This is a genomic window from Chitinophaga sp. 30R24, from assembly GCF_049056765.1.
In the GTDB taxonomy this organism is placed as follows: Bacteria; Bacteroidota; Bacteroidia; order Chitinophagales; family Chitinophagaceae; genus Chitinophaga.
The window spans coordinates 80,011-105,634 of record NZ_JBJGXX010000013.1 but is presented as its reverse complement, the minus strand read 5'-3'; the positions used below and the strand labels follow the sequence as shown (position 1 = coordinate 105,634).

Genomic DNA, 25,624 nt, shown 5'->3' with positions numbered 1-25,624 from the left:
TCAGGGATGAAAGATGAGTGAACCTGTACTGAAATTGATCAGCTCTAGTGCGTGTAAACGGTCATATTTCAGCTCATTCATTTTTAACACGTTGTTTCGGTAAGCATCGTACAGGTCTATAAACTCCAGCAGGCCGATATTATGCAGGCGGAAGTTCTTCTCTACTTCTTTCATCATTTTCGTATAGTCATTTTCGAAACCCGGATCAAATTCATTCAACAGTTTCTCGGTTCGTAACACGAGTTGTAAGCTATTCATCACTTCATGGGCCAGTTCATCTTCCTCACCTTGCAATTGTAGCTTGCTGCTTTCCACCAAAATTTTGGCGGTCTTTATATTACCCTGGTTACGGTTAAAGAAAGGTATCGGCATGGATACGTTGAGCCCATTATAATTGCGTTCAAAGTTACCCTGCTTGTCGTAAGAGAAGCCTACTTGCAGATCTGGCACTGCTATTGACTTCTGCAGGCGCAAGTTCAGCTGATTATACCGCACTGTTTCCTGTGCTATTTTCAGGTCGTAGCGGTTTTGTTTAGCAGTGTCCAGCAATGCTTCGAAATTGAATTGGAAAGTCGCCGGCGCTACGGTGTCGCCAGGAGACAATTGTGGCACAATCGCTATACCGGTAGGTATGCGTATCAGCAGGGCCAAGTCCGATTGCGCCTGCTGAATATCTTGTTGTAGCTCCAACTGATCATGCTGCAGGTCGTATAACATGGATTTGATGCGGATCACCTCTTTGGGCGCAATATTGCCCAAATCCCTTTGCTCAGTGAATACCGTTACCACCGTTTGCAGGAAAGCGATCTGGCTGGCGTAGGTATCCAGTGAACGTTGCTTATAATAGAGGTCATAGAAATTATCATGCAGGGAAAAACGGAGGGTTCTCAATATGTCATAAAATTGATACTCATTCAGCTTCACACCACTCTGTGCCAACAACACAGCTCGATTACGCTTGCCTGCCAGCTTAATCAATTGGGTTACCTGCAGGGAGTTCTCCCCGTTATAGGAAAAGTCGAACCATCTGTTGTCTGTATGATTGTATAATACATTCTCGTAAGTAACCTGGGGGTTATCATATAACTTGGCGGTGATAATGCCTGCTTTCGCCGAATCGATGCTATAACGCTGAACAAGCAAGGGAATGTTCTTCTGCAGGAGCTGCTGCTCTGCATCCGCCAATGTAAGCGCAATGGTATCTTTTATCTGCGCAGATACGGCGGCAATGCGGAATAAAGCAGCAAACAATACGAGCCAGATGCTTAACACTAATCTATTGATCATACAACTTTTTTTTCGTTGTAAAGATGGCAATAGGCTATTAGCTCCTTATTAGAATGAAGTTAAAACAAAATTAGAATTTGTGAACGGGTGGAAAGAAAATATTAAAAGTGGTTCCTTCCCTTACAACGCTGCTCACGGTAATAGATGCCTGATGCAAAAGTAAGATTGTTTATGCAGCGAGACATTAAAGCGGGATTAAAATCAACAATCACATGGACATTTTGTCAATAACCATTAGCTTTGCTGCAACCTAAACCGGCAACTGTATCATGCATTTACCTGTTATCAATACTGGCGATCTGGTACTTCGACCTATAGAGGATAAAGATGCCGCTGCCTTGTTCAGACTTTTTTCTGATGATGCGGTAACAAAATATATGGACATCGACTCGTTTGCCAATATCAGTGAGGCGACCCATATTATCCGTTTTTTCCGGGAAAGCCAGGAAAGGGAAGAAGGCTTACGCTGGGCGATCAGCTTTGCCTGGAGGGGAGAACTGATCGGTACCTGTGGTTATCACCGCATCAGCAAAACGCATTTCAAGGCAGAAATAGGTTACGACCTGCTACCGGAATACTGGGGCAAAGGCGTCATGAAAGAAGCGGTGAGCCATATGTTACAATACGGTTTTAATGAAATGCAGTTCAACCGCATTGAAGCCTTTGTAGACCCGGAAAACCTGGCTTCTTCCCAACTCTTGTCCAGGCTGGGTTTCCAATATGAAGGTTTTTTAAGGGATGCTTTTTTTGAGAAGGGAAAATTTGTAAATGCACAACTATACAGCCTTCTAAGACGTGAATACGACCGGGAGTCTATTTTTTAATCATTATACCTATTATGAATTTGCAATTCAGGCCTGCTAACATTGAAGATCTGCCAAGGATCGTAGAAATATATAACAGTACCATTGCCGGAAGAATGGTAACAGCAGATACCAGCCCGGTTACACCTGAAAGCCGGCTGCCCTGGTTTCACGCGCATAATACTACCCACCGCCCGCTGTGGATGATAGACCAGGAAGGTGTTAATGTAGGCTGGATGAGCTTTCAGTCGTTTTATGGCCGCCCGGCCTACAATGGCACAGCAGAAGTAAGCATTTACCTGGATGAGGCAGTGCGTGGCAAAGGTTTAGGCAAACAAATACTACGTTATGCCATTGAAGTAGCGCCTGCTTATGGGGTACAAACCTTGCTCGGGTTTATATTCGCACATAATTACCCTAGCCTGAAACTCTTTACAGATATGGGTTTCCAGGAATGGGCGCACTTACCGGAAATTGCGGTGTTGGATGGCGTAGAAAGAAGCCTGAAGATATTGGGGATCAAAATAGGTTAAGTGTGGCTGAGTGCTGCAAATAGCCGACGGTTGGCCATCCAGGGCCAACTGCAATTCATTGATTAGGCAGTTGCTTTATTTTGCGGTAGGGGCCTCGATCCGGTATACGCAACGGCGGGCGCCATTGATGATGTGCTCTTTGCGGGAAACATTCATTTCCTGGCCCAGGATACTGACAAAAGTTCTCATTTCAGAGGTACAGATATTATCGCATTCTGTGGCAGCACAGCAGATAGGGCAATGGTTTTCGATGAAGTAGTAGGTATCCCCTTCTTTTTTCCATTCTGCCAGGTAGCCTTCACCAGAGCGGATAGCCGCAAACGAGGTGAGCCTGTTTTCCAGACCGGTTACTCCTTCCAGGGCAATACTGTATTTTGTCAATTGTTTCTTTTCCCGGGCGTCGATCACACTTTCCAATGCCTCTTGTCCGAGCACCGTTTTAATCGTTTGTATAAACTGAAGGGTGAGCTCGGTATGAGTATCCGGAAAGCGGGCGTTACCCATTGGGGTAAGGCTCCAGATCAGCACTGGGCGTCCTACTCCTCTTGAAATACTCTCCGATTGTACCAATCCTTCTTCAGCCAGTTTAAGGAGCTGAAGCCGGGCGCCTTCCCCGGTAATACCCAATTCACCGGCCAGTTCTGCTGCAGATAAAGGACCCTTGGTCTTGAGCAAAGTCAAAAACCGGTCGGCAGCGTTCTTGGTTCGTATTGGATAATTTTCCAAGTTGTTACTTGTTTTATTCTCAAATATCGTAATTTTGTAAGAGCTAAAAAAAAGATTTTGGGATTTAAGCGGTTTTGAGGGGGAATTCATCAAAATTTAATCTCACAATCGTGTAAATCTCTAAATATTAGATATAAATGAAAGTCCTGATATTTAATGGAGCCATCGATGATCGTCCTTATGCCACTTCTAATCAGCTGGCAGCCTATTTAACGGAGCAATTGAAGGAAAGGGGTTTTTCTCCGGAAATATTTAATCCGGGCATTGCGCAGATTCCCTTCTTTTCCCCGGAAGAAGCAGGGAAAAAACCGGCAGAAGTGGCTGCATTGTGTAAAGCTTTTACCGAGGCGGATCTTCAGATATGGATGACACCATTATATCACGGTAGCATGACTGGCGCCATGAAGAATAGCCTTGACTGGCTGGAGATGATGAGTAAGAACCAGCGTCCTTATTTAACCGGAAAGGTTGTAGCTTTGCTCTCCTGGGCAGACGGAACACAGGCCATGCAGGGCATTAATGCCATGGACGCAGTTGCAAAAGCATTGAGGGCCTGGGTACTGCCTTACTCCCTGCCTATATTAAAAGACAATCTGTACGATCCGGAAACTCGTGGTTTCACCGCGTTCTATAAAAATAAACTGGATATGATGGTGCAGTTGTTATGTGCTGCAAAAGCGCACGTAGCGGCAGGCATGGAAGGATAAATTTTTAAACCAAAGCCGGGCAACCGGATAGCTAATAAAAAATTCTGAGTATGATAACCGTTTCAGAAAAAGCAAGAGAATATATCAAAGGATTGATGGAAAGAGAACATCATACACCGGGTACCTTTGTTCGTGTAGGCGTAAAAGGTGGTGGCTGCTCAGGTCTTGAATATGTGTTGAAATTTGAATCAACAGAAGAAGAAGGAGATCAGATATTTGAAGATAAAGGCATAAAAGTAGTAGTACAGATGAAAAGCCTGTTGTACCTGTATGGTACTGAGTTGGATTATTCAGATGGACTTAATGGCAAGGGGCTTTTCTTTAACAATCCGAATGCTACCAGAACCTGCAGCTGCGGAGAAAGCTTTGCAGTATAATTTAGCAGCAAACGGACGGCTTTCATCCCGACATCTCAAAATTTTAAACTTGTATGATCAACAGTAACGAAATAATAGATGATATAGCCAATAAGGAGTATGAGTTTGGCTTTAGCACCGATATAGAAATGGATATAGCTCCTCCGGGGCTAAATGAAGATATCATCCGTTTTATTTCGGCGAAAAAGAATGAGCCTGAATGGCTGCTTGAATGGCGCCTGAAAGGCTATGCTGCGTTTAAAAAGATGGAATTCCCTAAATGGCAGCACTTTGAGATGCCAGCGCTCGACCTACAGGCGGTTTCCTATTACGCGGCCCCCCGTAAGAAAAAACAACTCAACAGCCTGGATGAAGTAGATCCGGAGCTATTGGCAACCTTCGAAAAACTGGGTATCCCGCTGAACGAACAGAAAGCATTAAGCGGTGTGGCTGTAGATGCTGTATTTGACAGCGTTTCCGTGGCAACTACCTTTAAAACAAAGCTGAAAGAAATGGGCGTGATCTTCTGCTCTTTCGGCGAGGCAGTACAGGAATATCCTGACCTGGTAAAAAAATACCTGGGCAGCGTGGTTCCACATACCGATAATATCTTTGCCGCCCTCAACTCCGCTGTATTCTCCGACGGTTCTTTCGTATACATTCCTAAAGGTGTACGCTGCCCGATGGAACTGAGCACCTACTTCCGTATCAACGCCCAGAACACCGGCCAGTTTGAACGTACCCTGATCATTGCAGACGACAATAGCTATGTAAGCTACCTGGAAGGCTGTACTGCCCCGATGCGTGATGAAAATCAGCTGCATGCGGCCGTAGTAGAGTTGGTAGCCCTGGAACAGGCTGAAATAAAATATTCTACCGTACAAAACTGGTATCCCGGCGATAAAGACGGTAAAGGTGGTATCTATAACTTCGTGACCAAAAGAGGTATCTGCAAAGGCACAGCCAGCAAGATTTCCTGGACACAGGTAGAAACCGGTTCTGCTATTACCTGGAAGTATCCCAGCGTAATCCTGCAGGGCGATTATTCCGAAGGCGAATTCTATTCTGTAGCAGTAGTCCGCAACAAACAGATTGCAGATACAGGTACCAAAATTCACCACATCGGGAAAGGCACTAAAAGCCGCATCATTTCCAAAGGTATTTCTGCCGGCCGTGGCGACAATAGCTACCGCGGTTTAGTAGCAGTAGGACCACGCGCCGAAAACGCCCGTAACTTCACCCAATGCGATTCCCTGCTGATTGGTAACCAATGCGGCTCGCATACTTTCCCATACATCGAGTCTCGCAATAAAACCGCGATGATAGAACACGAAGCCACCACTTCCAAGATCGGAGAAGATCAGATCTTCTATCTGAACCAACGCGGTATCGACAGCGAAAAAGCGGTAGCCCTGATCGTAAACGGTTATGTGAAAGAAGTACTGAACCAGCTCCCCATGGAGTTTGCAGTAGAAGCACAAAAATTATTATCTATTACACTTGAAGGAAGCGTTGGATAATTCATTATCCAATTAATACATACAGAACGAAATAAAACAATCATGCTGACGATTAAAAATCTGCACGCAGAAGTAGAAGGAAAAAAAATTCTGAAAGGCATTAATCTCGAGATAAATAAAGGAGAAATGCATGCTATCATGGGACCTAACGGTTCCGGTAAAAGCTCGCTGGCCTCTGTATTAGCAGGCCGTGACAACTATACTGTTACTGAAGGTGAAGTATGGTTTAACGGTAAAAACCTGCTGGAATTATCTCCGGAAGATCGCGCCCGTGAAGGTGTATTCCTGGCATTCCAATACCCGGTAGAAATTCCTGGCGTATCTAACCTCAACTTCCTGAAAACTGCGCTGAATGAAATCAGAGCATATAAAGGACTCCCTGCACTCGAAGCGAAAGAGTTCCTGAAGCTGACTAAAGAAAAACAACAACTGGTAGATTTTCACTCCAACCTGATGAACCGTTCCCTCAACGAAGGATTCAGCGGCGGTGAAAAGAAACGTAACGAAATTTTCCAATTAGCCATGTTAGATCCACAGCTGGCTATCCTGGATGAAACAGATTCCGGACTGGATATCGACGCGCTCCGTATTGTTTCCAATGGCGTGAACAAACTGCGCGATGCTGAAAAGTCCTTCGTTGTGATTACACACTATCAACGCCTGCTGGAATACATTATTCCTGACTTTGTACATGTACTGTACAATGGCCGTATCATTAAAACCGGTACCAAAGAACTGGCACTGGAACTGGAAGAAAGAGGATACGACTGGCTGAAAGAGGAATTACATTTGAAAGAATCTGTTTAAGAAAGAGCATTATGACAAGTGATATGATATTGCCATTTTACCAGGCGTTAACAGCAGATGTACAAGCACTGTCTGCGCAGTGCCAGGCTACGGCCATGGATACACTGGGCGACATTCGCCGCCAGGCGCTGGAACGTTTTTCAGCGATAGGTCTTCCTACGCTTAAAACAGAAGCATGGCGCTACTCCAATATTCAACGTTACCTGAAAGAATTTCCATATGAATTGCAAACCACTGCTACTCCGGTATCCGGAGATGTAGCAGCCAGCGTTGCTATTCCTGAACTGGATTGCTACCAGATTGTGCTGGTCAATGGCCATCTGCAAGCAGATCAGTCTACCCTCCCCCAGGGCAAAGGGATCACAATAGGCGCGATGAGCGCACACACCAGCGCCCCGGGCTTTGTATCTTACTTCAATGAGCAAAAGCACCTGGCCGGCGAATCGCTCGCACAGCTCAATACCGCCCTCTTTGCAGATGGATTGTACCTGGAGCTGGCTGCCAATACAGTATTGGACAAACCAGTACACATTATCCATGTTTACACCTGCGCTGCACATGCCTTCATTCAACCCCGTCATCTATGGGTGCTGAATAGAAATGCTGCCGCTACGGTAATCGAAACATCCGTGCACCCGGAAACAGCTGCCGTAGCTTTTTCCAACACCGTGCTCGAAACTGTGGTACAAGAAAATGCAGAATTGTGGCACTATAATATACAGCAGGGAGCCAATAGCTTCCGGGAAGTGCATACTACTGCCGCACAACAGTATAAAGATAGCCGCTACTATCACTTTAACTTTACCCTGCCTGGTACCCCGTTCACCCGTAACAACCTGAGCGTGGCCCTGAATGGCAGTCATACCGAAACACACCTGAACGGTTTGTACATCGCCAATGATTCGCAGCATGTAGACAACCATACCTTTATGGATCATATCATGCCCGATTGCCACAGTAACGAACTGTACAAAGGCGTACTGTTGGATAGCGCCAACGGTGTATTTACCGGTAAGATCCTGGTGCACCAGGAAGCGCAAAAAACCAATGCATTCCAGCAGAACAACAACCTGTTGTTGGGCAACAAGGCAGATATCAACTCCCAGCCGCAACTGGAAATATATGCCGACGATGTAAAGTGCAGCCATGGTTTTACAGCTGGTCAGTTCAGTGAAGAGTCCATGTTCTACCTGCGCTCCCGCGGTATCGGTGAAGATGCAGCCAAAGCACTGATGGTAAACGCTTTCTCCCACGATATTACGGATGCAGTAAAAGTACCTGCCTTGCAACATTTTCTGCAAGCGCAGATTGCGGAGATCATGAATAACTAATATTACAATGGAACATATTGCTAACATAGTCACCGAAACCCTGGATGTAATGCAGGTAAGAAAGGATTTTCCCATCCTGCAACAACAGGTGCATGGCAAACCGCTGGTATATCTCGACAACGGAGCTACCACGCAGAAGCCACAGGTAGTAATAGATGCAGAAGCCCGCTATTACGAAGAATATAACAGCAATGTGCACCGGGGCGTACACCATCTGAGCCAGGTAGCCACCCATGCGTATGAGCATGCCCGCCAGATAGTGGCAGGTTATATCAATGCCGCACATTCGCACGAGGTGATCTTTACCAAAGGCACTACCGATAGCATCAACCTGGTAGCCAATACCATGAGCCGCCGTTTTCTAAAAGCAGGCGATAGCGTGATCATTTCCGCGATGGAACACCATAGCAATATTGTTCCCTGGCAAATGGCCTGCGAAGAAACCGGTGCTACCCTGAAGGTGATCCCGATCAACGAACGCGGAGAACTATTGATGGATACCTACGAAGCCATGCTCGACGATTCCGTGAAAATGGTGGCCGTTACTTATGTTTCCAATACCATGGGCACCGTAAACCCGGTACAGGACATTATCACACTGGCGCATGCACGAAACATCCCGGTACTGATAGATGCCGCGCAGGCCATCCAGCATATCAGCATTGATGTACAGGCCCTGCAGCCGGATTTCCTGGCATTTTCCGGGCATAAGATCTATGGTCCTACCGGTACCGGTGTACTATACAGCACTACCGAATGGCTTAATAAGCTGCCTCCCTACCAGGGCGGCGGCGATATGATCAAAACGGTTACGTTTGCCAAAACCACTTACAACGAACTGCCTTATAAATTTGAAGCAGGCACACCTAATATTGCCGGCGTTATCGCCCTGGGCACTGCCATAGCATACCTACAGCAAACAGGTATTAGCAGGATACAGCAATGGGAAGATGAACTGGTGGAATATGCCATGCAGGAACTGCGTAAAATTGACGGGATACGTTTTATAGGGGATGCAGCTAACAGAAGCGGCGCCATCTCCTTCCTGGTCCACAACATCCATCCATTCGATATGGGCGAGCTGCTGGATCAGCAAGGTATCGCAGTAAGAACCGGGCATCATTGCACAGAGCCGCTAATGGATTTGTTCAAGATTCCGGGCACTGTCCGCGCATCGCTCTCTTTTTATAACACAATGGAAGAAATAGACAAACTGGTGGCCGGCGTTAAAAGAGCCGCTTCCATGCTTTTGTAAACAGGTGAATATGACGATTCAGGAAATACAGGAAGACATCATCTCGGATTTTTCAGTGATGGGCAACTGGGAGGATAAATACGAATATATTATCCAGCTGGGCAAAGAATTACCGCTCATCTCAGAAGAATATAAAACGCCAGATAATCTGATCAAAGGTTGTCAGTCGCGCGTGTGGCTGCATACAACGCTGGAAGATGGGAAACTATTTTTTACAGCCGATAGCGATGCAGTGATCACCAAGGGACTGGTAAGCCTGATGATATCCGTGCTGTCTGGTCATACACCCCAGGAAATTGCAGCGGCAGAAATCTATTTTATTGATACCATTGGTTTAAGCAGCCATCTCTCCCCTACCCGCTCCAATGGGTTGCTGAGTATGCTGAAACAAATGAAACTATACGCCATCGCTTATCAGGCAAAACTTAACCAGCAATGAGTGAAGAAGCAACATTAAGAGAACAGATAGAAGCACAGCTTAAAACAGTATATGATCCGGAAATTCCAGTGAATATCTGGGAACTGGGATTGGTATACGCCGTAAAGATCAAGGAGAATAACCGTATCGGCATAGATATGACCCTCACGGCACCCGGTTGCCCGGTTGCAGGTGATATTATCCGGGAAGTAGATGAAAAAATCCGGAATATAGCAGGCGTATCCGATGTAGATGTGCACCTCACCTTTGATCCACCCTGGACCAAAGACATGATGAGCGAAGAAGCCAAACTCGAATTAGGCTTTATGTAAGCAGCTTCCACTTTTTTTGATAAAAAATAATAATAAACCAAATACCAAATACACTGCGTAGTGATATTTGATATTTGGTTTATTATTTTATGGAATTTTTTAATTTGTGCCTTAAATCGTTAATCCATTGAACCTATCCGACGAACAAGTGCTAGCAATGGCGCCCGATGAATCGTCCCGTAAATCGGGGAAAGACCTGTCCAATCCCGCTAAATGGGTGAGTAAGGGGGCCAATGAACAAGCGTTATGGGGCGAATGCCAAGGTAGCGGCAGCAAGCCTTATCAGACGCAGATTGATAGGATCAGCATGGCATTCAAATGCAGTTGTCCCAGCCGTAAGTTTCCTTGCAAACATGGACTGGGGCTGCTATTATTATATTCCCGGCAACAAGTGGTATTTACGGAACAAACACCTCCTTCCTGGGTAAGCGAATGGTTGGCCCAACGAACAGAAAAGGTGGAGAAGAAAGCGATACCAGTTCCGGAAAAAAAGATGGACCCCACTGTGCCAACAAAAAGGCTGGAAGCCAGGCAGCAGAAAGTAAGCGACGGTGCGGACGAACTATTGCGCTGGATGAAAGACCTGGTGCGCAATGGAATAATGGATATGCCGGAACGGGACCATTCCTTTTTTGAAAATATGATCCGGCGAATGGTAGATGCCCAGGCATCCGGATTAGCGGGCATGCTCCGGGAACTGGCAAACACCAGCTTTTACCAGGATGGCTGGCAAACACTTTTCCTGGAACAACTGATCCGCATTTACCTGGTGGTACAGGGCTACCAACACCTGGGCCAACTCCCGCTGGCCTTACAACAAGATATTCGTAACATGGCCGGTTTCACCCAATCGCAGGAAGAACTCAAAGAACAAACTGGTGTAAAAGATACCTGGCAAATATTAGGCAAACAGACTACGGAAGAAGACCGGCTGGTAACAGAACGGTATTGGCTATACGGCATTCATACCCAACGTAGCGCCATGGTGCTGCAATTCTATGTAAGAGGCCAGGGTATCCCTCCTTCACAGGCACTTTTCCCTGGCTCCACCATACAGGCAGAACTAGTATTTTATCCCTCTGCTGCTCCCTTACGCGCACTGGTAAAGCAACAAATAACCCTTCCTCCCAACCCTGCCTTTGGAGGGTATCCGGGCTGGCAGGAAGTAATGAAAGCGCAAACAGCGCTCAGCGAAGTGCTGCCGGTATATGGCGATCGCCTCTACACGGTTGCTTCCCTGGTACCCGTATGGCACGAAGAACGATGGTGGCTACAGGATGGCCGGCAGCAGCTGATGCCGGTAAAAAAAGATTTCCCCCATATCTGGAAACTGCTGGCCCTCAGCGGCGGCAGATCCTTACACATGGCCGTAACAGGCCGCAACAGGCAATATGAGCCTATTGGCGTATGGCATGAACAGGAATACAAAATATTATAATGGAACGCTGGAACAATATCATCAATACCGCCCTGCTGGGAACCGCTAAAAAATCGGCAGACAGCTATGGCTGGAACGGACCATTGCAGGAAGCAGCCAATACTATTTTAGCACGGGCACAGAACCGGGAAGAGCAGTTCCTGCAACTGGCAGCAGTACTGTACAATTACCGGCAAAGTGGCATACAGCCTGTAACAACCACTGTAAAACCACCCACCATATGCCCAGCCGAAACAAAACCTTACTGCTCTCCTGCTGCTATACGCGTATTGCAACAAGTACTGGAAACAGATAGCGTAGAACTATTACAGTTATGGTTAGAAGAATGTACCAGCGCCCATCTTTTACTGCCGCCAGACCAATTACCGGTAATACTTGATAAAGCCTGGCGCAACAAACCATTGCGTACCCTGGTAGCTGCAGCCGGCGGCCATCGGGCAGAATGGCTAGCCCAATTTAACCCCGACTGGCATTTCTCCATAGTGGCAGACACCCTGGAAGAAAGATGGGAGAATGGCGCCACCGACCAGCGCGTGGAGGCCTTAAAAGAATTGCGTGCTGCCGATCCCGTAAAAGCACGTACCTGGCTGGAAAAAACCTGGCCCGGAGAAAGCACCGCTGTGAAAACAGCCCTGCTGGGCGTTCTGGAATACCCAGCCGATACCCGCGACCTGGAATGGTTGGAATCCTTACTAGGTGAAAAATCAAAACAGGTAAAAGAAACCCTGACCCGTTTGCTGAAAAAGTTACCGGGCTCTTCTATTAACCAGTCTTACCAGCAAGTACTCGCCAACGCTGTTGTATTACAGGAAAACGGTAGCGTTGCAATAGCCCTGCCCCCGCTAACAGATCAAGGCATTTTCCAGAGCGGCATAGAAAAAATCAGTACAGATCCAAAGACAGGCGATGATACACATATCCTCTATCAGCTGATTAGCCTGGTACAGCCGGCGTTCTGGGAACAGCAGTTCGGGTGCACTTCCGCTGAAGTAATACGGCTATTCCAGGAAGACAACGCCTTACTCCCTTTCACCTCCGCCTTTGTGAAAGCCATTACCTGGTTTGAAGACCGGGAACGGGCAACAGCGTTTATGCTACACAGTAAGGTATTCTATCCAGACATACTACCGATATTACCTACAGTGAAACAACAGGAGCTAAGTGTAGCATTTTTTGATACCGATCCGGAAACCGTGATCCGGCATGCCGCGCACTTCAACGCAGAATGGCCGATAGCGCTATGCACAAAGATACTCCGCCATGCGGCTACACAACCTTATACTTATAATCAATCCTTCATCAATCATAATATCCGGCAAATACCCATTGCCGCTGTCGCCGTGCTGGACGATATCCTTCCGTCGGAGCCATATTATACCGGATACTGGAACAATATTAAAGCGCACCTGGGCAAATTACTGGCCGCTAAAAGCAGGATAAAACCAATTTAACATCCATCATTTAATCAAGATATTATGTCAGACATTTTACGTTATCATGCTGAACAGCTCTATGCACAAGAGTTGGAAGAGCTGAAAAAACAGGACCAGGAAAAACGTCCAACCAACTGGTTATTGTCGCCACAGGCGGTAGTTACCTACCTGATTGGTGGCTGGTTGAAAAACGGTTTTGAGGTAACGCCTAAATATATTGGCAGCAAGCGTCTCATGGAAATTGCTGTAGCTACGCTGGCCACCGACCGGGCACTATTGCTATATGGCTTACCCGGCACTGCTAAGAGCTGGGTAAGCGAACACCTTGCAGCGGGTATTAGCGGCGATTCCACGCTTATCATACAAGGCACTGCCGGCACCAGCGAAGAAAGCATCCGTTATGGCTGGAACTATGCCCGCCTGTTGGCAGAAGGCCCTTCCCGCAATGCCCTGGTGGAAACGCCTGTGATGCGGGCGATGCAAAACGGTAAGATCGTCCGCATTGAAGAACTCACCCGTATAGGCGCCGACGTGCAGGATGCACTGATCACCATTCTATCCGAAAAAACATTGCCCGTACCAGAGTTAAATACAGCAATACAGGCAGGCAAAGGTTTCAACGTAATCGCTACCGCCAATAACCGCGACAAAGGAGTGAATGAGCTATCCAGCGCCTTAAAACGTAGGTTCAACACCGTTATTCTTCCCGTACCGGATTCTATGGAAGAAGAAATTGATATTGTGAGAAGAAGGGTAGAAAGTTTTGAAAAAGTGATGGAGCTGCCGGCCGAAAAGCCCGCCCTGGAAGAAATCCGCCGCATCGTTACCATTTTCCGGGAGCTACGCAACGGCGTAACCCTGGATGGCAAAACCAAACTGAAATCGCCAGGGGCAACGCTGAGCACAGCAGAGGCTATTTCGGTGGTTAACAATGGATTAACCCTGGCAGCCTATTTCGGGGATGGCTCACTAAAAGCAGCCGACCTGGCAGCAGGGATTATAGGGGCTGTGGTAAAAGACCCGGTGCAGGACAAACTGATATGGCAGGAATACCTGGAAACAGTGGTGAAAACAAGGGAAGACTGGAAAGATGTTTACCGCGCCTGCAGAGACCTGGTGTAGGGTTTCTAATAACTTGAAACACATCACACCTGAAACAGGCAACCATTTGTTCGGAATCCTGTTTATACCTATGCCTGACAATCATTAATTCCTTTGCGGCTTGCACCATCTTTATCTATTATAACATTTAATAATGTCTGTACATATATTAGGCATACGGCATCACGGACCGGGTTCTTCCAGAAATGTAAAAACATTTCTGGAAGAACTGCAACCAGATATTGTGCTGATTGAAGGCCCTCCTGATGCAGACGCATTAATACAATGGGCCGGCCATGAAGCATTACAGCCGCCGGTAGCAATTTTGGCTTATCAGCCAGACCGCCCGCAACGGGCCTGCTTCTACCCCTTTGCCACTTTCTCACCCGAATGGCAAGCCATGCTATATGCCCAATTGAACCACATCCATGTGCGCTTCATGGACTTACCATTAGCACATGTATTCGGCCTGGAAAATGAAGCGGCCGCTATAGCAAACAACGAATCAGCTGCTGAAAGCAATAGCACTACCCTCAATGCCACAGCCCGGCAGCATGGCCAAGGCGGATTCGCTGAGGCTCCCTTAGTAACCTATGCTATCCAACGCGACCCTATTTCCCATCTGGCGGAAGCCGCCGGCTATGAGGATGGCGAAACGTGGTGGGAACATATGTTTGAATACCGGCAGCAACAGGAACAGGTGTTCCACGCGGTTAATGATGCTATGCGGGCGCTCCGGGAAGAGTTACCCCGCAAAGAAGAGCGGCTGGAACGATTGCGGGAAGCCTGGATGCGTAAATGCATCCGCCAGGCAGAAAAAGAAATGTTCCAGCGCATTGCTGTGATCTGCGGAGCCTGGCATGCTCCTGCCTTACAACAAATGCCTAAGGCAAAGGAAGACAATGACCTGCTGAAAGGATTGCCTAAAGCAAAAGTGGAATGTACCTGGATACCTTGGACCTATAGCCGCTTGAGTTATGAAAGCGGATATGGCGCCGGCATCCCGTCTCCGGGATGGTATGAGCATATATGGGAATACCCCGCGGATGATGGCACCCGCTGGATGGCCCTGGTAGCAAAGCTTTTTAGGGAACAACAACAGGATACTTCTGTAGCGCACGTAATGGAAGCTGTAAGGCTCGCAAACGCGCTTGCCTCCCTCCGTCACTATGCCCGACCCGGTTTGGAAGAACTCAATGAGGCAACGCTCAGCGTACTGTGCAACGGGGAAAGCATACTCATGCAACTGATACGGGATGAGCTCATTGTACGCAACCGTATCGGACAGGTACCTACCACAGTTCCTGCCCCGCCTCTGCAAGCAGATATTGCACGCCTGCAGAAGAAATTACGGCTGCCGCAAACTGCCGACTTTAAGGATTATACATTAGATCTACGCAAGGATACAGACCTGGAAAGGAGCATCTTCCTGCACCGGCTGCAGCTGTTGGAAATCTACTGGGGAAAGCGTTCGGAAATATCCGGGAAAGGTACCTTCAAAGAACAATGGCGCTTACAATGGGACCCCGGCTTTTCCATCGACATCATTGAAAAAGGCAGCTGGGGTAATACGGTAGCAGAAGCCGCTACTCATTTTGTAAGGGAACACACACAGAACGCCAGTACGCTCCAACAAGTATGTAAAATGCTGGAATCGGCCATACCAGCCAACTTACCCGTTGTTATAGCAGCGCTGATCCACCGGATCAATAACCTGGCAGCAGCTTCCGGAGACGTATTGCAATTAATGGAAGTGATCCCTTCCCTGGTTAATGTAAGCCGATACGGCAATGTACGTAACACCGATGCCGCCATGGTAGAAGGCATTGCAACAAGCATGATCAGCAGGATTTGTATCAGCTTACCTGCTGCCTGCACCAATATTGCGGAAGAAGCAGCCCTTCCGCTACTGGACCTCTTCTATGCCATGAACAACGCCATGAGCCTCTTACAGCAACCTGAACTGGACACTGCCTGGCAAGGCACTTTAAGCGCTATTTCAATAAATTCGCAGTCGGCGCCCATGATTGCCGGCTACGCTACCCGCTTATTGTTCGACGCCAGGATTATTGAGCCTACAATGCTGGCGAATACCTTTAGCGTGGCCATGTCGCCGGCCCACCCGCCGGCACTGGCGGCTGCCTGGTTGGAAGGGTTCCTGAGAGGCAGCGGTACCTTATTGTTGCTGGACGAAACCCTATGGAAAATGGTTTATGGTTGGGTTTCTCAACTGGAAAATGATATTTTCATACAGGTATTGCCGTTATTACGCCGCACCTTTTCTAACTTTACCGCCCCGGAACGGAAAAAACTAGGGGAAAAAGTGAAATCCGGTAGTAGTACAGTAGGTATAAAATCCGCTACTACTGGAGATCTTGATGATGAACGCGGCATAAAAGGGATTCCGGTAGTTATGCAAATACTTGGATGGTCAGACGCAAAATTGTTAGCAGATGGAGCATGAAGAACAGGTTCGCCGATGGCGGCTTATGTTGGGAGGTGCACAAAATGATGGTACCTCCTGGACCTTGAACAAAACAGACCTGCAAATAGACAAAACATTGGAAGCGTTGTACGACAACACCCGGCAGGGCGGCTTAGGGCCCTCTTCCCCCAATGTAAGCCGGTGGCTGGGGGATATCCGGAGCTACTTCCCTTCTTCCGTAGTACAGGTAATGCAACAGGATGCACTTAAACGCCTGCACCTCACCCAGATGCTCTTTGAAAAAGAGATGCTGGAAAACGTGGAAGCAGACGTACACCTGGTAGCCACCTTGATGACGTTACGTGAAGTAATTCCGGAGAAAACCAAAGATACGGCCAGGCAGGTAGTGCAAAAAGTGGTAGACGAGCTAATGAAGAAACTAGCGCAGCCTACCAGGCAAGCTATTACCGGCAGCCTGAACAGAAGCGCACGCAACAGACGTCCACGCCACCACGAAGTAAACTGGCACCTGACCATTCAAAAAAATCTGCAGCATTATCAGCCCGACTATAAAACGGTTATCCCTGAAACCCTTATTGGATACGGCCGTAAAAGGTCGGCGCTGAAAGAAGTAGTCCTTTGCTTGGACCAAAGTGGCTCTATGGGCACATCGGTGGTTTATTCCGGTATCTTTGGCGCCGTAATGGCCACTATACCAGCTGTAAAAACACAGATGATAGCATTTGATACAGCGGTGGCAGACCTCACGGAAAACCTGCAAGACCCGGTAGAATTACTTTTTGGCGTGCAATTGGGCGGAGGCACTGATATACAGGCTGCCCTGAAATATTGCAGCCAGATCATTACCCGGCCAACGGATACCGTACTTGTGTTGGTGACGGACCTCTATGAGGGTGGTAATCCAGACAGCATGCGCAAACGTTTTACAGAACTAACCACAGCAAGCGTACAGGTAATCGTACTGCTGGCGCTCAATGACGATGGCGCTCCCGCCTATGATCATGAAAATGCGCAATTCCTGGCCAACCTGGGCATACCGGTATTTGCCTGCTCTCCGGATAAATTTCCGGATATGATGGCCATGGCATTGAGCAAACAGGATATTGCACAATGGGCCGCAAAAGAAGATATTGTGCTGAAAAAATAAATGAATCTATTTATACCTTATGCCATATACGAAGGAAACTATACTATCTCAGCTTGAAAAACGGAACTTACTACACTATGAAAACATCGAACCAATACAGTCCGGGATAGCTTTCCTCACAGGGCAAACCACGAATGCACCAGTTCCTGCCTCTGTGGAAGCGGCAGAACGATTGGAAATATTTACCTCCCTGCTACAGCTACCGGAGCAATGGGACGAAAACGACCGGCTGGTATTACAACTCATTGCTACCGAAACAGCCTGGCCGGCATGTAAACATGCCTTCCTTGCCACCATAGTGCCCATGCTGGATATGCCAGGCACTTCCTCTTCTATTGTATCACGGTTTAGCTATTTTACCAGCTTCCTTCAACAAAGAGGGAGCACGCCGGAAGAAATCGGTTCTTTGCTGATCTCTTATTCTGGCGATGGCAACAATTTTGATCTGGCGCCGCTAAAATTTACTCCCTTGCGGAAATTCCTGCAAGACCTGATCAAAGGAGCGGAAAAAAATGTCGTAGAAGCTTACCTGCGTACCTGGAAGCAAAAAGGCTGGAACTCCCTCTTTTATCGACTGCTGATTAAAGGGCATCCAGACTTCGAAATGGAATACCTGGAAAGTATGCTCCTAACTGCCGGCAACCTGGCAGACCAACAGCTGCTTGCCAGGGTATTGTTACAGAACAACGGGATCAAATATACACCGTTGCTGGAAAGCGCGATCAACAATGCCTCTAAGCGCACCGATCATGCAACTGTATTGTATGGCTATGATCAGCTGGCTGCTCATTTCCCGGAAAAATACCAGCCGCTGCTACTGCAAGCCGCTTATGATTACCTGGATATGCCTGCCGTTGGTAGGAACGAACGAGAACACGTACCATCCGTAATTACCGGCCAATGGCCGGCAGAATTACTTCCCGCAGGTGTTATGGCCATTCGTGAAATACTACAACAACAACGCAGCGCCGGCTTACTATGGCTCACAGATTACCTGGAAGCTAAACGCTATCTGCATCCGGGCACTTTCCAACTGCTAATAGACCTGCTACAGGAAAAAGCAGTTCCTGTACTGCTGAAAGCGCTGAACAACGATTATGACGCCAAAGTGATATTACCGGTATTAACACAACTGGACAAGGCGCTCTATATAGATCAGCTATGGCCATTTACCCTTCACAAACTGAAATCAGTTCGTACACTGGTGGCCGTTATACTTGCCGAACACCCGTTAGCACTGGAAAAGGCCGCAGAGCTACTGCAACATAAAAAGGCAGATCAACGCCTTACCGCTGTACAGATATTGTGCAGGCTTAATCATCCGGCTGCGCGCGATCTGCTGCAACAGGCACTACACAAGGAAATAAACGATGATACCCGCGATCTGATGCTGGAAACCTTGGGGGGCTATACCATTACCGGCGAGAGTGAACTGGATATTGTTCATCAACTGGTGGCCTATGCCAGAAAAAGAAATAAGCTGTCCAAACCAGTGGAAAAATGGCTGGAAGAAAGCAGTCTGCCTCCTTTATATCTGTTCAATGGTGATATCATGCCAACAGATATGTTACGTTTCCTATTATATCGCATGTCGCGCGCAAAAGATATCCGCACCGATATGGAGGCAAAGCCTATATTACGTTTGGTAGACAGAAACCGCAGCGGGGAATTCGCGGCGCACCTGTTCCGGTTATATAATGATCAGGAAGGCGATACCAAATTAAAATACCTGTTAACGTTATCGGCGCTCATTGGCGATGAATTGCTGGCCGACAGGCTAGTGACCTGTATTTATGACTGGATAGCCGCCAAACGTATGAAAATGGCCGAACAAGCCGTGGGCGCATTGGCCCTTCATGGCAGCGACAAAGCCCTGCGGACAGTAGAACTCCTGTCGCGCAAATACCGGGTACGCAAAGCCAATATCGGCGCTGCTGCGCTGGCGGCCTGGCAACAGGCCGCTACAGAACAGGGTGTGAGCATACATGAGCTGGGCGACCGCATTATCCCAAATTTTGGATTCAATGGGCTATATAAACAAGTGGAGGTCAGGAATGAAATATACCGGATCTACCTCGACGAACACTTCAAACCGGCCTGGCTCAATGAAAAAGGCCGTCGCCTGAAAGCAATACCAACAGGGGCTTCCACTACAGTAAAAGATGTAGTGAAAGCCCTCGGAAAAGAGATAACAGAAACGGTTAAGCTCCAATCTCCGCGGTTGGAACATTTCCTGGTAATACAAAGAAAATGGAATGCCACCCAATGGCAGCAACTGTTCCTGCAAAACCCAGTCATGTTCGTATATGCCACTAGGTTAGTATGGGGCCTCTTCGACAAAGAAGATCAGTTGATCACTACTTTCCGCTGCCAGGAAGACGGCAAGCTGTTTACGCTGGCTGATACCTCCATTACGTTACCAACCAATTCACATATACGTATCCTTCACCCGGTATACCTCGATACAGATACCCTTCGGCGATGGAAACATAAACTAAATGAATTGTCTATAACACCGGTCTTCCCTCAATTGGAAAGACCGGTAGCAGCATTGCCACCGCAACAAGCATACAGTACCTGTGTACACGATTTCGAAGATATTTCTTTAGAAAGTGAAGTACTAAACCGCCATATGGAGCAAAAAGGTTGGAAGCTCAGTGACGGCTGCGATAGTAAGTACGTATATACCTGGCATAAAACGGATGATGAACACCAGTTGGAAGTGATCGTAGAAATGAGCAGTTCCTTTCAAGACAATAGCATGCTGCTCAAACTGGGAAAGCTGTATTTCATCGATAAAACAAAAGCTCCCCAACGCTGGCTCCGTAGTGCTGAAGATACGCAGGATGGCTTGCTGCCATTGAAGAATGTGCCGCCAGTATTTTATTCCGAGGCTATTACAGATATTGCAGTATCCCGCGTCAAAGCGAGTTTACCATAATCTCTATATCCAGCGCTATTGCCATTATTCCAGGCAATAGCGCTGACAGGGCCAACACTGGCAGCATCTCTCTACATTCAATCCCAACAGTTACTAATCCCTTAGAGCCTACTTCACAGGAATCAACCGCATAGTGTCGTTTGTTTTTTTCAACCGGTAATTAATGATATCCCTGGTATCAGTAGTCAGTGCATCAGGCGAGCCTTCCTTGTACATAGGGAAACTACGCACCAGCTCTCTTCCTTTGATGTAAAAAGTATCCTGGCCACCGTAGCCAGCCATCTGCAATGTATCGAGCGCATAAGTATCAATACGGGTCACTTTGCCAGTAAGATCAAATCCATAGATCCTTCCATACTGCCCGGTTCCTTCAGACAACAGGAAACAATATACTTCCGGCTTACCATTACCATCCAGGTCTGCGATCATTACATTGCTCAACTGTCCTTTTACATCCCTTTCAATAATGCTGTCTGCCTTTGTAGTATCTTTTGTGCTGCCTATTGCCAATATCAGGTCGCGCATGTTGCTTTTATCCTTTGTAAAGACGGCAATGTGGTAAGTACCATAGGTAGTATCCACCTTCACACTTTTATCCGGAGTTTCGGTTGACGTTTGCGGTGGCGCGTTAGCAGAATCGTGTTCCGCACGCTCCTGCTTGCTCTGCATAGGGCTGTTACAGGAGAACAAAACAGCCACTAATATCAACACAAGTATGCCTGGTGTGGTCATATCTATTGCTATTTATAGTAATGAAAGAATATATAGAGACGCAGCCCTGGCTACCTTAATGTTTTTTGTGTTTCTGCGACCGGTGGTGGTCTTTACTATTATGGGTCGTATCATCTCCCTTGGATTCCTGCTCTTCATTTTTCCGGCTGTCCAGGGTATCCCTTATTTCAGGCCTGGGGAGATTAGAATAAGCCTGTTGTTTACTCTGACGGGTATTTTCGTTTCTGGTACCTTTCATAAAATAATATTTTGATGAATATAATGTCTGCCACAAAAGCAATGCCCAGTCAGCTGCTGGCACTTATCCGGTTTATCCGGGGAAACAGCCTATCAAGCTTGTTTCCCTGCTTCCCCTGATTGTCGGCCTTAATCCACAGCCATATTTGCAGGCGCTTGCAGTGCCCGGTATACCTGGTTTCCTGTAACTAAAATATCATCAATATCTTATCTATTTCATAACTCCGCCGCTTAGCGGCCATGCACGATATGTGCGTGTACGTTACTACTTACAAGTATCCTCCGAAAAAAGCCAGGAAAAAAATACCCGATACGCAGATACTTTGTAAGCAGCCCCCTAAAAAATAGGCTGGCGGATGAAATCATCCGACAGCCTATTTTTAAATTACGATTTATCGCTCTAGGGTACCAAACAACCCGTTTTGATAATCGGAGACTGCCTGTTCTATTTCTTCCGGCGTATTCATTACGAAATTATCTTTAGCCACCACCGGTTCATTAATAGGTTCAGCACAAAGGTATAGCAGCCGGGCATTTTCCAGAGCTTCTACTTTTACATCGCTCTGTTCATCTTCCTTATCAAATACTACTAAGTGATAACCAGTTACTGCTACTCCATTTACTTTTACAGTTCCCTCTATCACATACAACAAGGTCCAATATCCGGAGGTAGCCGTTAAGGTGATCTCGCTGCCGGCATCTACACTCCCCCAGATAGCAGTAATGGGGGTGAAATTTTTCAGCGGGCCGGTTTTACCTTCGTAGGTACCGCCTATTAACGTAAGGTGCACTCCAGCTTTCACTGCCACAGCAAGCATATCTTTCCCCTCTACATATTGGTACCATGGATCTTCACCTTTGTGAGCGGCGGGCACATTAAACCACAATTGCAGCAATTCGTAGTGGCCCCCTTCTTTCAAAAATTCTTCTGAAGGCCCTTCACTATGTAAAATACCTTTACCAGCAAACATCCACTGTACATCGCCTGCAGTTACAGTCATGGCGTTACCGGCATTATCGCGGTGAAAGCCTTGTCCTTGCAGCATAAAGGTAACGGGGGAAAAACCGCGGTGTGGGTGCGGGCGCAACCTGTCTTCCGGAGAACCAGGCGCAAAATATTTAGCAGGCATATGGTGCACCACTACAAAGGGATTGGCAAAGCGGAACTCGATAGTAGGCAATGATTGCCTAACCACTTCCGTATCGGTAATATGCTTTTCACGTCCTTCAAGCACGTGTAAAATCCTCTTCTCCATAAAAATAAGTTTTAACGGATCAGTTTTAACCGGGCTTTTTCCACAGAGCTACGGAACATTTTAAGGATCAGCACTTCGTAATTATCAATATTGATTACTTCGCCCTCCCGGGGAATGTTGCCATGCGTATAGTTAATTAAACCGGAAAGTGTTTCGTAATGTTCACTTTCGGGGAGCGGATGAGGCAATAGTTCATTAATATCAGCCACATATTCGTGTGCATTTACGATAAAGTAACCATCTTTTTGCTCTACAATAGGCGTTTCCTGGTCATGTTCATCCTGGATATCGCCTACCAGTTCTTCGAGGATATCTTCCATGGTAACAATACCTTCTGTATCACCGAATTCGTTGGTAACCACGGCCAGCTGCAGGCGCTGACGCTGGAAAGTACGCAGCAAGTCTTTGATCTTCATACTATCCGGCACGTAGAATACCGGTTTCAGGATATCTTCAATATTTTTCAGCGTTTGTTCATGCATGCCCTTCACCATATCTTTTGCATAGATTACGCCTTTCAGGTCATCGAGGGAACCGCTGTACACGGGATACCTGGAATAACCATCTTTGATCACCTGGTCTATCAGTTCTTCCAAAGGGAGATTGATATCGAGGGCGGAAATATCTTTACGGTGGGTAAGTATTTCCCTTACCCGGCTGTCGTCGAATTCAAATACGTTTTGTATCAGTTCCCGTTCTGTTTCTTCAATGGCGCCGCCTTCTTGGCTTTCGGAGATGATCAGTTTCAGTTCTTCCTCCGAATGTATTTCAGCTTCCCCGGCGGGTTTAATGCCGATAATGCGCAGAATACTGTTGGCCAGGCCATTGAGCATCCATATAAAAGGCCTGAAAATAACAAACAGGACGCGCAAGGGAATGGCCACAATCAGCGTAGTGGGCAAGGGTTTGCGTATAGCCACAGACTTAGGCGCCAATTCCCCGAAAACAATATGCAGGATAGTGATAATGGTAAAAGCGATAGCCACTGCGATCCAGTGGGCGGCAGCTACAGAGATAGCAATACCCAGTTGTTCCATGATCTCCAACACAATGGTGGTCATAACGGATTCGCCTACCCAACCCAGGCCGAGGGAGGCCAAGGTAATACCCAATTGGGTAGCGGCGAGGTAACCATCCAGATTGCTTAAAATATTTTTAGCTGCTGCGGTGGCCCGTTTTCCAGCTCCGCTACCTTTACTATTGATCTGAGAAGAACGTACTTTAACGATGGCAAATTCTGCCGCAACAAAAAATCCGTTTAATAGCACTAAAATAACCGTCCAGAAGAGTTGCCAAAGCATGTAGTTGGTAAATTGGTTCGCAGGTCCAAATATAGGTAAATCAATTTTTATACGTTGACCTATTTTCGTTAGGGTCCTTCTGCTGATAAAAATCTGGGAGCGGCAAAATTAGTCTACTTATTTCATAGAGTTTATGTATTTTGTGGTACCTTAAGGCAGGTACATTCAAATAAAATGGAGAAAGAACTTACCTCAGCGGCAGCAGCCACGTCTGCAAAAGAAATAACGGCGGTACTGCCGGCGGAGAATCGGAACGCCGAAAGCAGTGCATTTAAAAAGCAGCGTTGGTTATACTACCTGGGAGGCTTATTATTCCTGGCGGTCTTTTTAGGTGTCAGCTGGTGGCAGTTCCCGGATTTCCGCACCTATGTGGAAGATGTGCCTACTACATTTTACTATTTCCTGATAGCCGGGTTTATATTTGCCATGATTGATGGTGCGATAGGCATGTCTTATGGCATTACGTCCACTACATTTTCGTTATCGATGGGCGTTCCGCCTGCATCGGCCAGTACGGCGGTACATATTTCGGAGATCCTGAGCTGTGGGATTGCAGGCTGGATGCATTTACGCATGGGCAACGTCAATAAAAAACTATTTAAAATATTGATCTTTCCGGGTATTATAGGGGCCGTAACAGGCGCTTACCTGTTGTCGTCGCTGGAACTTTACGCTAAGTATACCAAACCGGTAGTATCATTATATACGCTGATCCTGGGAACAGTGATCCTGTTGCGTGCCATCCGCGCGCAGCGTACAAAACAGGCCACAAAAAAAATCAAAAGAATTGGCCTGCTTGGTTTCGGCGGCGGTTTTATAGACGCTATTGGTGGCGGTGGATGGGGCTCTATCGTATTATCTTCCCTGATTGCCGGTGGCCGGCATCCCCGCTTTTCACTGGGTACGGTGAAGGCTACCCGCTTTTTTATTGCCATACTGAGCTCCCTCACTTTTGTTACCATATTATATCATGTACACTGGGATGCAGTACTGGGCCTGGTGATCGGCAGCGCCATCGCCTCTCCTATTGCGGCGCGCGTATCCAATAAGATCTCTGCCAAAACTATTATGGTAGCTGTAGCGGTGATTGTCATCTTAGTAAGCCTCAAGAGTATCCATGGCTTCTTGGTTAAAATCATATAGTCATCTCCGTTATTCAAGGCCTACAGGCTGATTAGCCTTCAATGTAATGGGTCTGTTGATCTCATACTCTACTAATACTTTCAGGGTAACAGGCTCCCGGTCGCTCACGGGCCTGGATGGCATAAATCTGGGGTCAATATTTACCTGGATCTCCGCAGTTTTATCTTCAAAAATGTAACTATTTCCGGGTAGCTTTTTAGTGAGATAACCGATAATCTGCACCTGGGTGCTGTCGTTATGCAGCTGCCTGGCATTGCGCATCACGTCGCCTATGGTCCAGTTACGCTGCTGAAAAGCAAGCAGGGGGAGCAGCAAACAAAAAAACAGGCGGCTCATATGGTACATTTTGGGTTGCTTAGTGGTTAAACAATAAT

General features: G+C 47.1%; 24 protein-coding genes. 17 read left to right on the top strand and 7 right to left on the bottom strand.

Annotation, left to right across the window (positions count from 1 at the left end):
* The gene (locus ACDQ55_RS19340) at positions 1-1,287 is read right to left on the bottom strand and encodes a TolC family protein (RefSeq protein ID WP_420983174.1); all 1,287 of its coding nucleotides are present in this window, start codon (positions 1,285-1,287) and stop codon (positions 1-3) included.
* A 269-nt stretch (positions 1,288-1,556) separates the two neighbouring features.
* On the opposite strand from ACDQ55_RS19340, the gene ACDQ55_RS19335 reads away from it, so the two are divergent.
* Both ACDQ55_RS19335 and ACDQ55_RS19330 read left to right on the top strand, forming a co-directional pair.
* The gene (locus ACDQ55_RS19335; RefSeq protein WP_420983173.1) at positions 1,557-2,111 is read left to right on the top strand and encodes a GNAT family N-acetyltransferase; all 555 of its coding nucleotides are present in this window, start codon (positions 1,557-1,559) and stop codon (positions 2,109-2,111) included.
* A 14-nt stretch (positions 2,112-2,125) separates the two neighbouring features.
* Positions 2,126-2,623, top strand: coding sequence for a GNAT family N-acetyltransferase (locus ACDQ55_RS19330; protein WP_420983172.1), 498 nt, complete (start codon positions 2,126-2,128; stop codon positions 2,621-2,623).
* Between the two features lie 75 nt (positions 2,624-2,698).
* Here the strand turns inward: ACDQ55_RS19330 and ACDQ55_RS19325 are convergent, their stop codons facing one another.
* On the bottom strand, positions 2,699-3,349 hold the full coding sequence (locus tag ACDQ55_RS19325; protein ID WP_420983170.1) for a helix-turn-helix transcriptional regulator: 651 nt from the start codon (positions 3,347-3,349) through the stop codon (positions 2,699-2,701).
* A 137-nt stretch (positions 3,350-3,486) separates the two neighbouring features.
* Here ACDQ55_RS19325 and ACDQ55_RS19320 point away from each other — a divergent pair, with 137 nt between their 5' ends.
* The 14 genes from ACDQ55_RS19320 to ACDQ55_RS19255 all read left to right on the top strand — a co-directional run bounded on the left by ACDQ55_RS19320 (position 3,487) and on the right by ACDQ55_RS19255 (position 20,581).
* Entirely contained in the window at positions 3,487-4,056 is a 570-nt protein-coding gene (locus ACDQ55_RS19320) for an NADPH-dependent FMN reductase (RefSeq protein WP_420983168.1), read from the top strand.
* A gap of 50 nt (positions 4,057-4,106) precedes the next feature.
* The gene (locus ACDQ55_RS19315) at positions 4,107-4,433 is read left to right on the top strand and encodes a HesB/IscA family protein (RefSeq protein WP_420983166.1); all 327 of its coding nucleotides are present in this window, start codon (positions 4,107-4,109) and stop codon (positions 4,431-4,433) included.
* A 53-nt stretch (positions 4,434-4,486) separates the two neighbouring features.
* Positions 4,487-5,932 carry a Fe-S cluster assembly protein SufB gene (gene sufB / locus ACDQ55_RS19310; protein WP_420983164.1) on the top strand — a complete coding sequence of 482 codons (1,446 nt, stop codon included), beginning with the start codon at positions 4,487-4,489 and terminating at the stop codon, positions 5,930-5,932.
* Positions 5,933-5,974: 42 nt separating this feature from the next.
* Positions 5,975-6,739 (top strand): Fe-S cluster assembly ATPase SufC, encoded by a 765-nt coding sequence (gene sufC, locus ACDQ55_RS19305; protein WP_420983163.1) that lies wholly within the window; start codon positions 5,975-5,977, stop codon positions 6,737-6,739.
* Positions 6,740-6,750: 11 nt separating this feature from the next.
* Positions 6,751-8,070: a Fe-S cluster assembly protein SufD gene (gene sufD / locus ACDQ55_RS19300; protein WP_420983161.1), complete on the top strand. Its 1,320-nt coding sequence runs from the start codon at positions 6,751-6,753 to the stop codon at positions 8,068-8,070.
* A gap of 7 nt (positions 8,071-8,077) precedes the next feature.
* Positions 8,078-9,325, top strand: a complete 1,248-nt coding sequence (locus ACDQ55_RS19295; RefSeq protein ID WP_420983159.1) for an aminotransferase class V-fold PLP-dependent enzyme — start codon at positions 8,078-8,080, stop codon at positions 9,323-9,325.
* A 10-nt stretch (positions 9,326-9,335) separates the two neighbouring features.
* On the top strand, positions 9,336-9,764 hold the full coding sequence (locus ACDQ55_RS19290) for a SufE family protein (RefSeq protein WP_420983158.1): 429 nt from the start codon (positions 9,336-9,338) through the stop codon (positions 9,762-9,764).
* Positions 9,761-10,075 carry an iron-sulfur cluster assembly protein gene (locus ACDQ55_RS19285; protein ID WP_420983156.1) on the top strand — a complete coding sequence of 105 codons (315 nt, stop codon included), beginning with the start codon at positions 9,761-9,763 and terminating at the stop codon, positions 10,073-10,075. The genes ACDQ55_RS19290 and ACDQ55_RS19285 overlap by 4 nt, the downstream gene beginning before the upstream one ends.
* 127 nt (positions 10,076-10,202) lie before the next feature.
* Positions 10,203-11,513, top strand: coding sequence for an SWIM zinc finger family protein (locus tag ACDQ55_RS19280; protein WP_420983154.1), 1,311 nt, complete (start codon positions 10,203-10,205; stop codon positions 11,511-11,513).
* On the top strand, positions 11,513-12,964 hold the full coding sequence (locus tag ACDQ55_RS19275; RefSeq protein WP_420983152.1) for a DUF5691 domain-containing protein: 1,452 nt from the start codon (positions 11,513-11,515) through the stop codon (positions 12,962-12,964). The genes ACDQ55_RS19280 and ACDQ55_RS19275 overlap by 1 nt, the downstream gene beginning before the upstream one ends.
* A 24-nt stretch (positions 12,965-12,988) precedes the next feature.
* A complete protein-coding gene (locus ACDQ55_RS19270) occupies positions 12,989-14,068 on the top strand; it encodes an ATP-binding protein (protein WP_420983151.1) in 1,080 nt (359 codons plus the stop codon).
* Positions 14,069-14,201: 133 nt separating this feature from the next.
* Entirely contained in the window at positions 14,202-16,511 is a 2,310-nt protein-coding gene (locus ACDQ55_RS19265; protein ID WP_420983149.1) for a DUF5682 family protein, read from the top strand.
* Entirely contained in the window at positions 16,501-17,640 is a 1,140-nt protein-coding gene (locus tag ACDQ55_RS19260) for a VWA domain-containing protein (RefSeq protein WP_420983147.1), read from the top strand. Before ACDQ55_RS19265 ends, ACDQ55_RS19260 begins: the two co-directional genes overlap by 11 nt.
* A 19-nt stretch (positions 17,641-17,659) precedes the next feature.
* Positions 17,660-20,581: a DUF4132 domain-containing protein gene (locus ACDQ55_RS19255; RefSeq protein ID WP_420983146.1), complete on the top strand. Its 2,922-nt coding sequence runs from the start codon at positions 17,660-17,662 to the stop codon at positions 20,579-20,581.
* Between the two features lie 108 nt (positions 20,582-20,689).
* Here ACDQ55_RS19255 and ACDQ55_RS19250 read toward each other — a convergent pair whose 3' ends face one another.
* From ACDQ55_RS19250 to ACDQ55_RS19235, 4 genes are all read right to left on the bottom strand, one after another.
* Complete coding sequence (locus ACDQ55_RS19250; RefSeq protein WP_420983144.1) at positions 20,690-21,313, bottom strand: hypothetical protein; 624 nt, start codon at positions 21,311-21,313, stop codon at positions 20,690-20,692.
* A 55-nt stretch (positions 21,314-21,368) separates the two neighbouring features.
* Complete coding sequence (locus tag ACDQ55_RS19245; RefSeq protein WP_420983143.1) at positions 21,369-21,551, bottom strand: hypothetical protein; 183 nt, start codon at positions 21,549-21,551, stop codon at positions 21,369-21,371.
* A gap of 391 nt (positions 21,552-21,942) precedes the next feature.
* Positions 21,943-22,806 carry a pirin family protein gene (locus tag ACDQ55_RS19240; protein ID WP_420983141.1) on the bottom strand — a complete coding sequence of 288 codons (864 nt, stop codon included), beginning with the start codon at positions 22,804-22,806 and terminating at the stop codon, positions 21,943-21,945.
* An 11-nt stretch (positions 22,807-22,817) separates the two neighbouring features.
* Positions 22,818-24,107 (bottom strand): hemolysin family protein, encoded by a 1,290-nt coding sequence (locus ACDQ55_RS19235; RefSeq protein WP_420983139.1) that lies wholly within the window; start codon positions 24,105-24,107, stop codon positions 22,818-22,820.
* Positions 24,108-24,281: 174 nt separating this feature from the next.
* Between ACDQ55_RS19235 and ACDQ55_RS19230 the strand changes: the two genes are divergently transcribed.
* Entirely contained in the window at positions 24,282-25,250 is a 969-nt protein-coding gene (locus ACDQ55_RS19230) for a sulfite exporter TauE/SafE family protein (protein WP_420983138.1), read from the top strand.
* Between the two features lie 9 nt (positions 25,251-25,259).
* Here the strand turns inward: ACDQ55_RS19230 and ACDQ55_RS19225 are convergent, their stop codons facing one another.
* Positions 25,260-25,586, bottom strand: a complete 327-nt coding sequence (locus ACDQ55_RS19225) for a NirD/YgiW/YdeI family stress tolerance protein (protein ID WP_420983137.1) — start codon at positions 25,584-25,586, stop codon at positions 25,260-25,262.
* Positions 25,587-25,624: the final 38 nt, after the last annotated feature.

Coding starts and splice junctions, on each gene's coding strand:
- ACDQ55_RS19340 (WP_420983174.1), bottom strand. CDS start 1,287: ATGATCAATAGATTAGTGTTAAGCATCTGGCTCGTATTGTTTGCTGCT.
- ACDQ55_RS19335 (WP_420983173.1), top strand. CDS start 1,557: ATGCATTTACCTGTTATCAATACTGGCGATCTGGTACTTCGACCTATA.
- ACDQ55_RS19330 (WP_420983172.1), top strand. CDS start 2,126: ATGAATTTGCAATTCAGGCCTGCTAACATTGAAGATCTGCCAAGGATC.
- ACDQ55_RS19320 (WP_420983168.1), top strand. CDS start 3,487: ATGAAAGTCCTGATATTTAATGGAGCCATCGATGATCGTCCTTATGCC.
- ACDQ55_RS19315 (WP_420983166.1), top strand. CDS start 4,107: ATGATAACCGTTTCAGAAAAAGCAAGAGAATATATCAAAGGATTGATG.
- sufB (WP_420983164.1), top strand. CDS start 4,487: ATGATCAACAGTAACGAAATAATAGATGATATAGCCAATAAGGAGTAT.
- sufC (WP_420983163.1), top strand. CDS start 5,975: ATGCTGACGATTAAAAATCTGCACGCAGAAGTAGAAGGAAAAAAAATT.
- sufD (WP_420983161.1), top strand. CDS start 6,751: ATGACAAGTGATATGATATTGCCATTTTACCAGGCGTTAACAGCAGAT.
- ACDQ55_RS19295 (WP_420983159.1), top strand. CDS start 8,078: ATGGAACATATTGCTAACATAGTCACCGAAACCCTGGATGTAATGCAG.
- ACDQ55_RS19290 (WP_420983158.1), top strand. CDS start 9,336: ATGACGATTCAGGAAATACAGGAAGACATCATCTCGGATTTTTCAGTG.
- ACDQ55_RS19285 (WP_420983156.1), top strand. CDS start 9,761: ATGAGTGAAGAAGCAACATTAAGAGAACAGATAGAAGCACAGCTTAAA.
- ACDQ55_RS19275 (WP_420983152.1), top strand. CDS start 11,513: ATGGAACGCTGGAACAATATCATCAATACCGCCCTGCTGGGAACCGCT.
- ACDQ55_RS19270 (WP_420983151.1), top strand. CDS start 12,989: ATGTCAGACATTTTACGTTATCATGCTGAACAGCTCTATGCACAAGAG.
- ACDQ55_RS19265 (WP_420983149.1), top strand. CDS start 14,202: ATGTCTGTACATATATTAGGCATACGGCATCACGGACCGGGTTCTTCC.
- ACDQ55_RS19260 (WP_420983147.1), top strand. CDS start 16,501: ATGGAGCATGAAGAACAGGTTCGCCGATGGCGGCTTATGTTGGGAGGT.
- ACDQ55_RS19255 (WP_420983146.1), top strand. CDS start 17,660: ATGCCATATACGAAGGAAACTATACTATCTCAGCTTGAAAAACGGAAC.
- ACDQ55_RS19250 (WP_420983144.1), bottom strand. CDS start 21,313: ATGACCACACCAGGCATACTTGTGTTGATATTAGTGGCTGTTTTGTTC.
- ACDQ55_RS19245 (WP_420983143.1), bottom strand. CDS start 21,551: ATGAAAGGTACCAGAAACGAAAATACCCGTCAGAGTAAACAACAGGCT.
- ACDQ55_RS19240 (WP_420983141.1), bottom strand. CDS start 22,806: ATGGAGAAGAGGATTTTACACGTGCTTGAAGGACGTGAAAAGCATATT.
- ACDQ55_RS19235 (WP_420983139.1), bottom strand. CDS start 24,107: ATGCTTTGGCAACTCTTCTGGACGGTTATTTTAGTGCTATTAAACGGA.
- ACDQ55_RS19230 (WP_420983138.1), top strand. CDS start 24,282: ATGGAGAAAGAACTTACCTCAGCGGCAGCAGCCACGTCTGCAAAAGAA.
- ACDQ55_RS19225 (WP_420983137.1), bottom strand. CDS start 25,586: ATGAGCCGCCTGTTTTTTTGTTTGCTGCTCCCCCTGCTTGCTTTTCAG.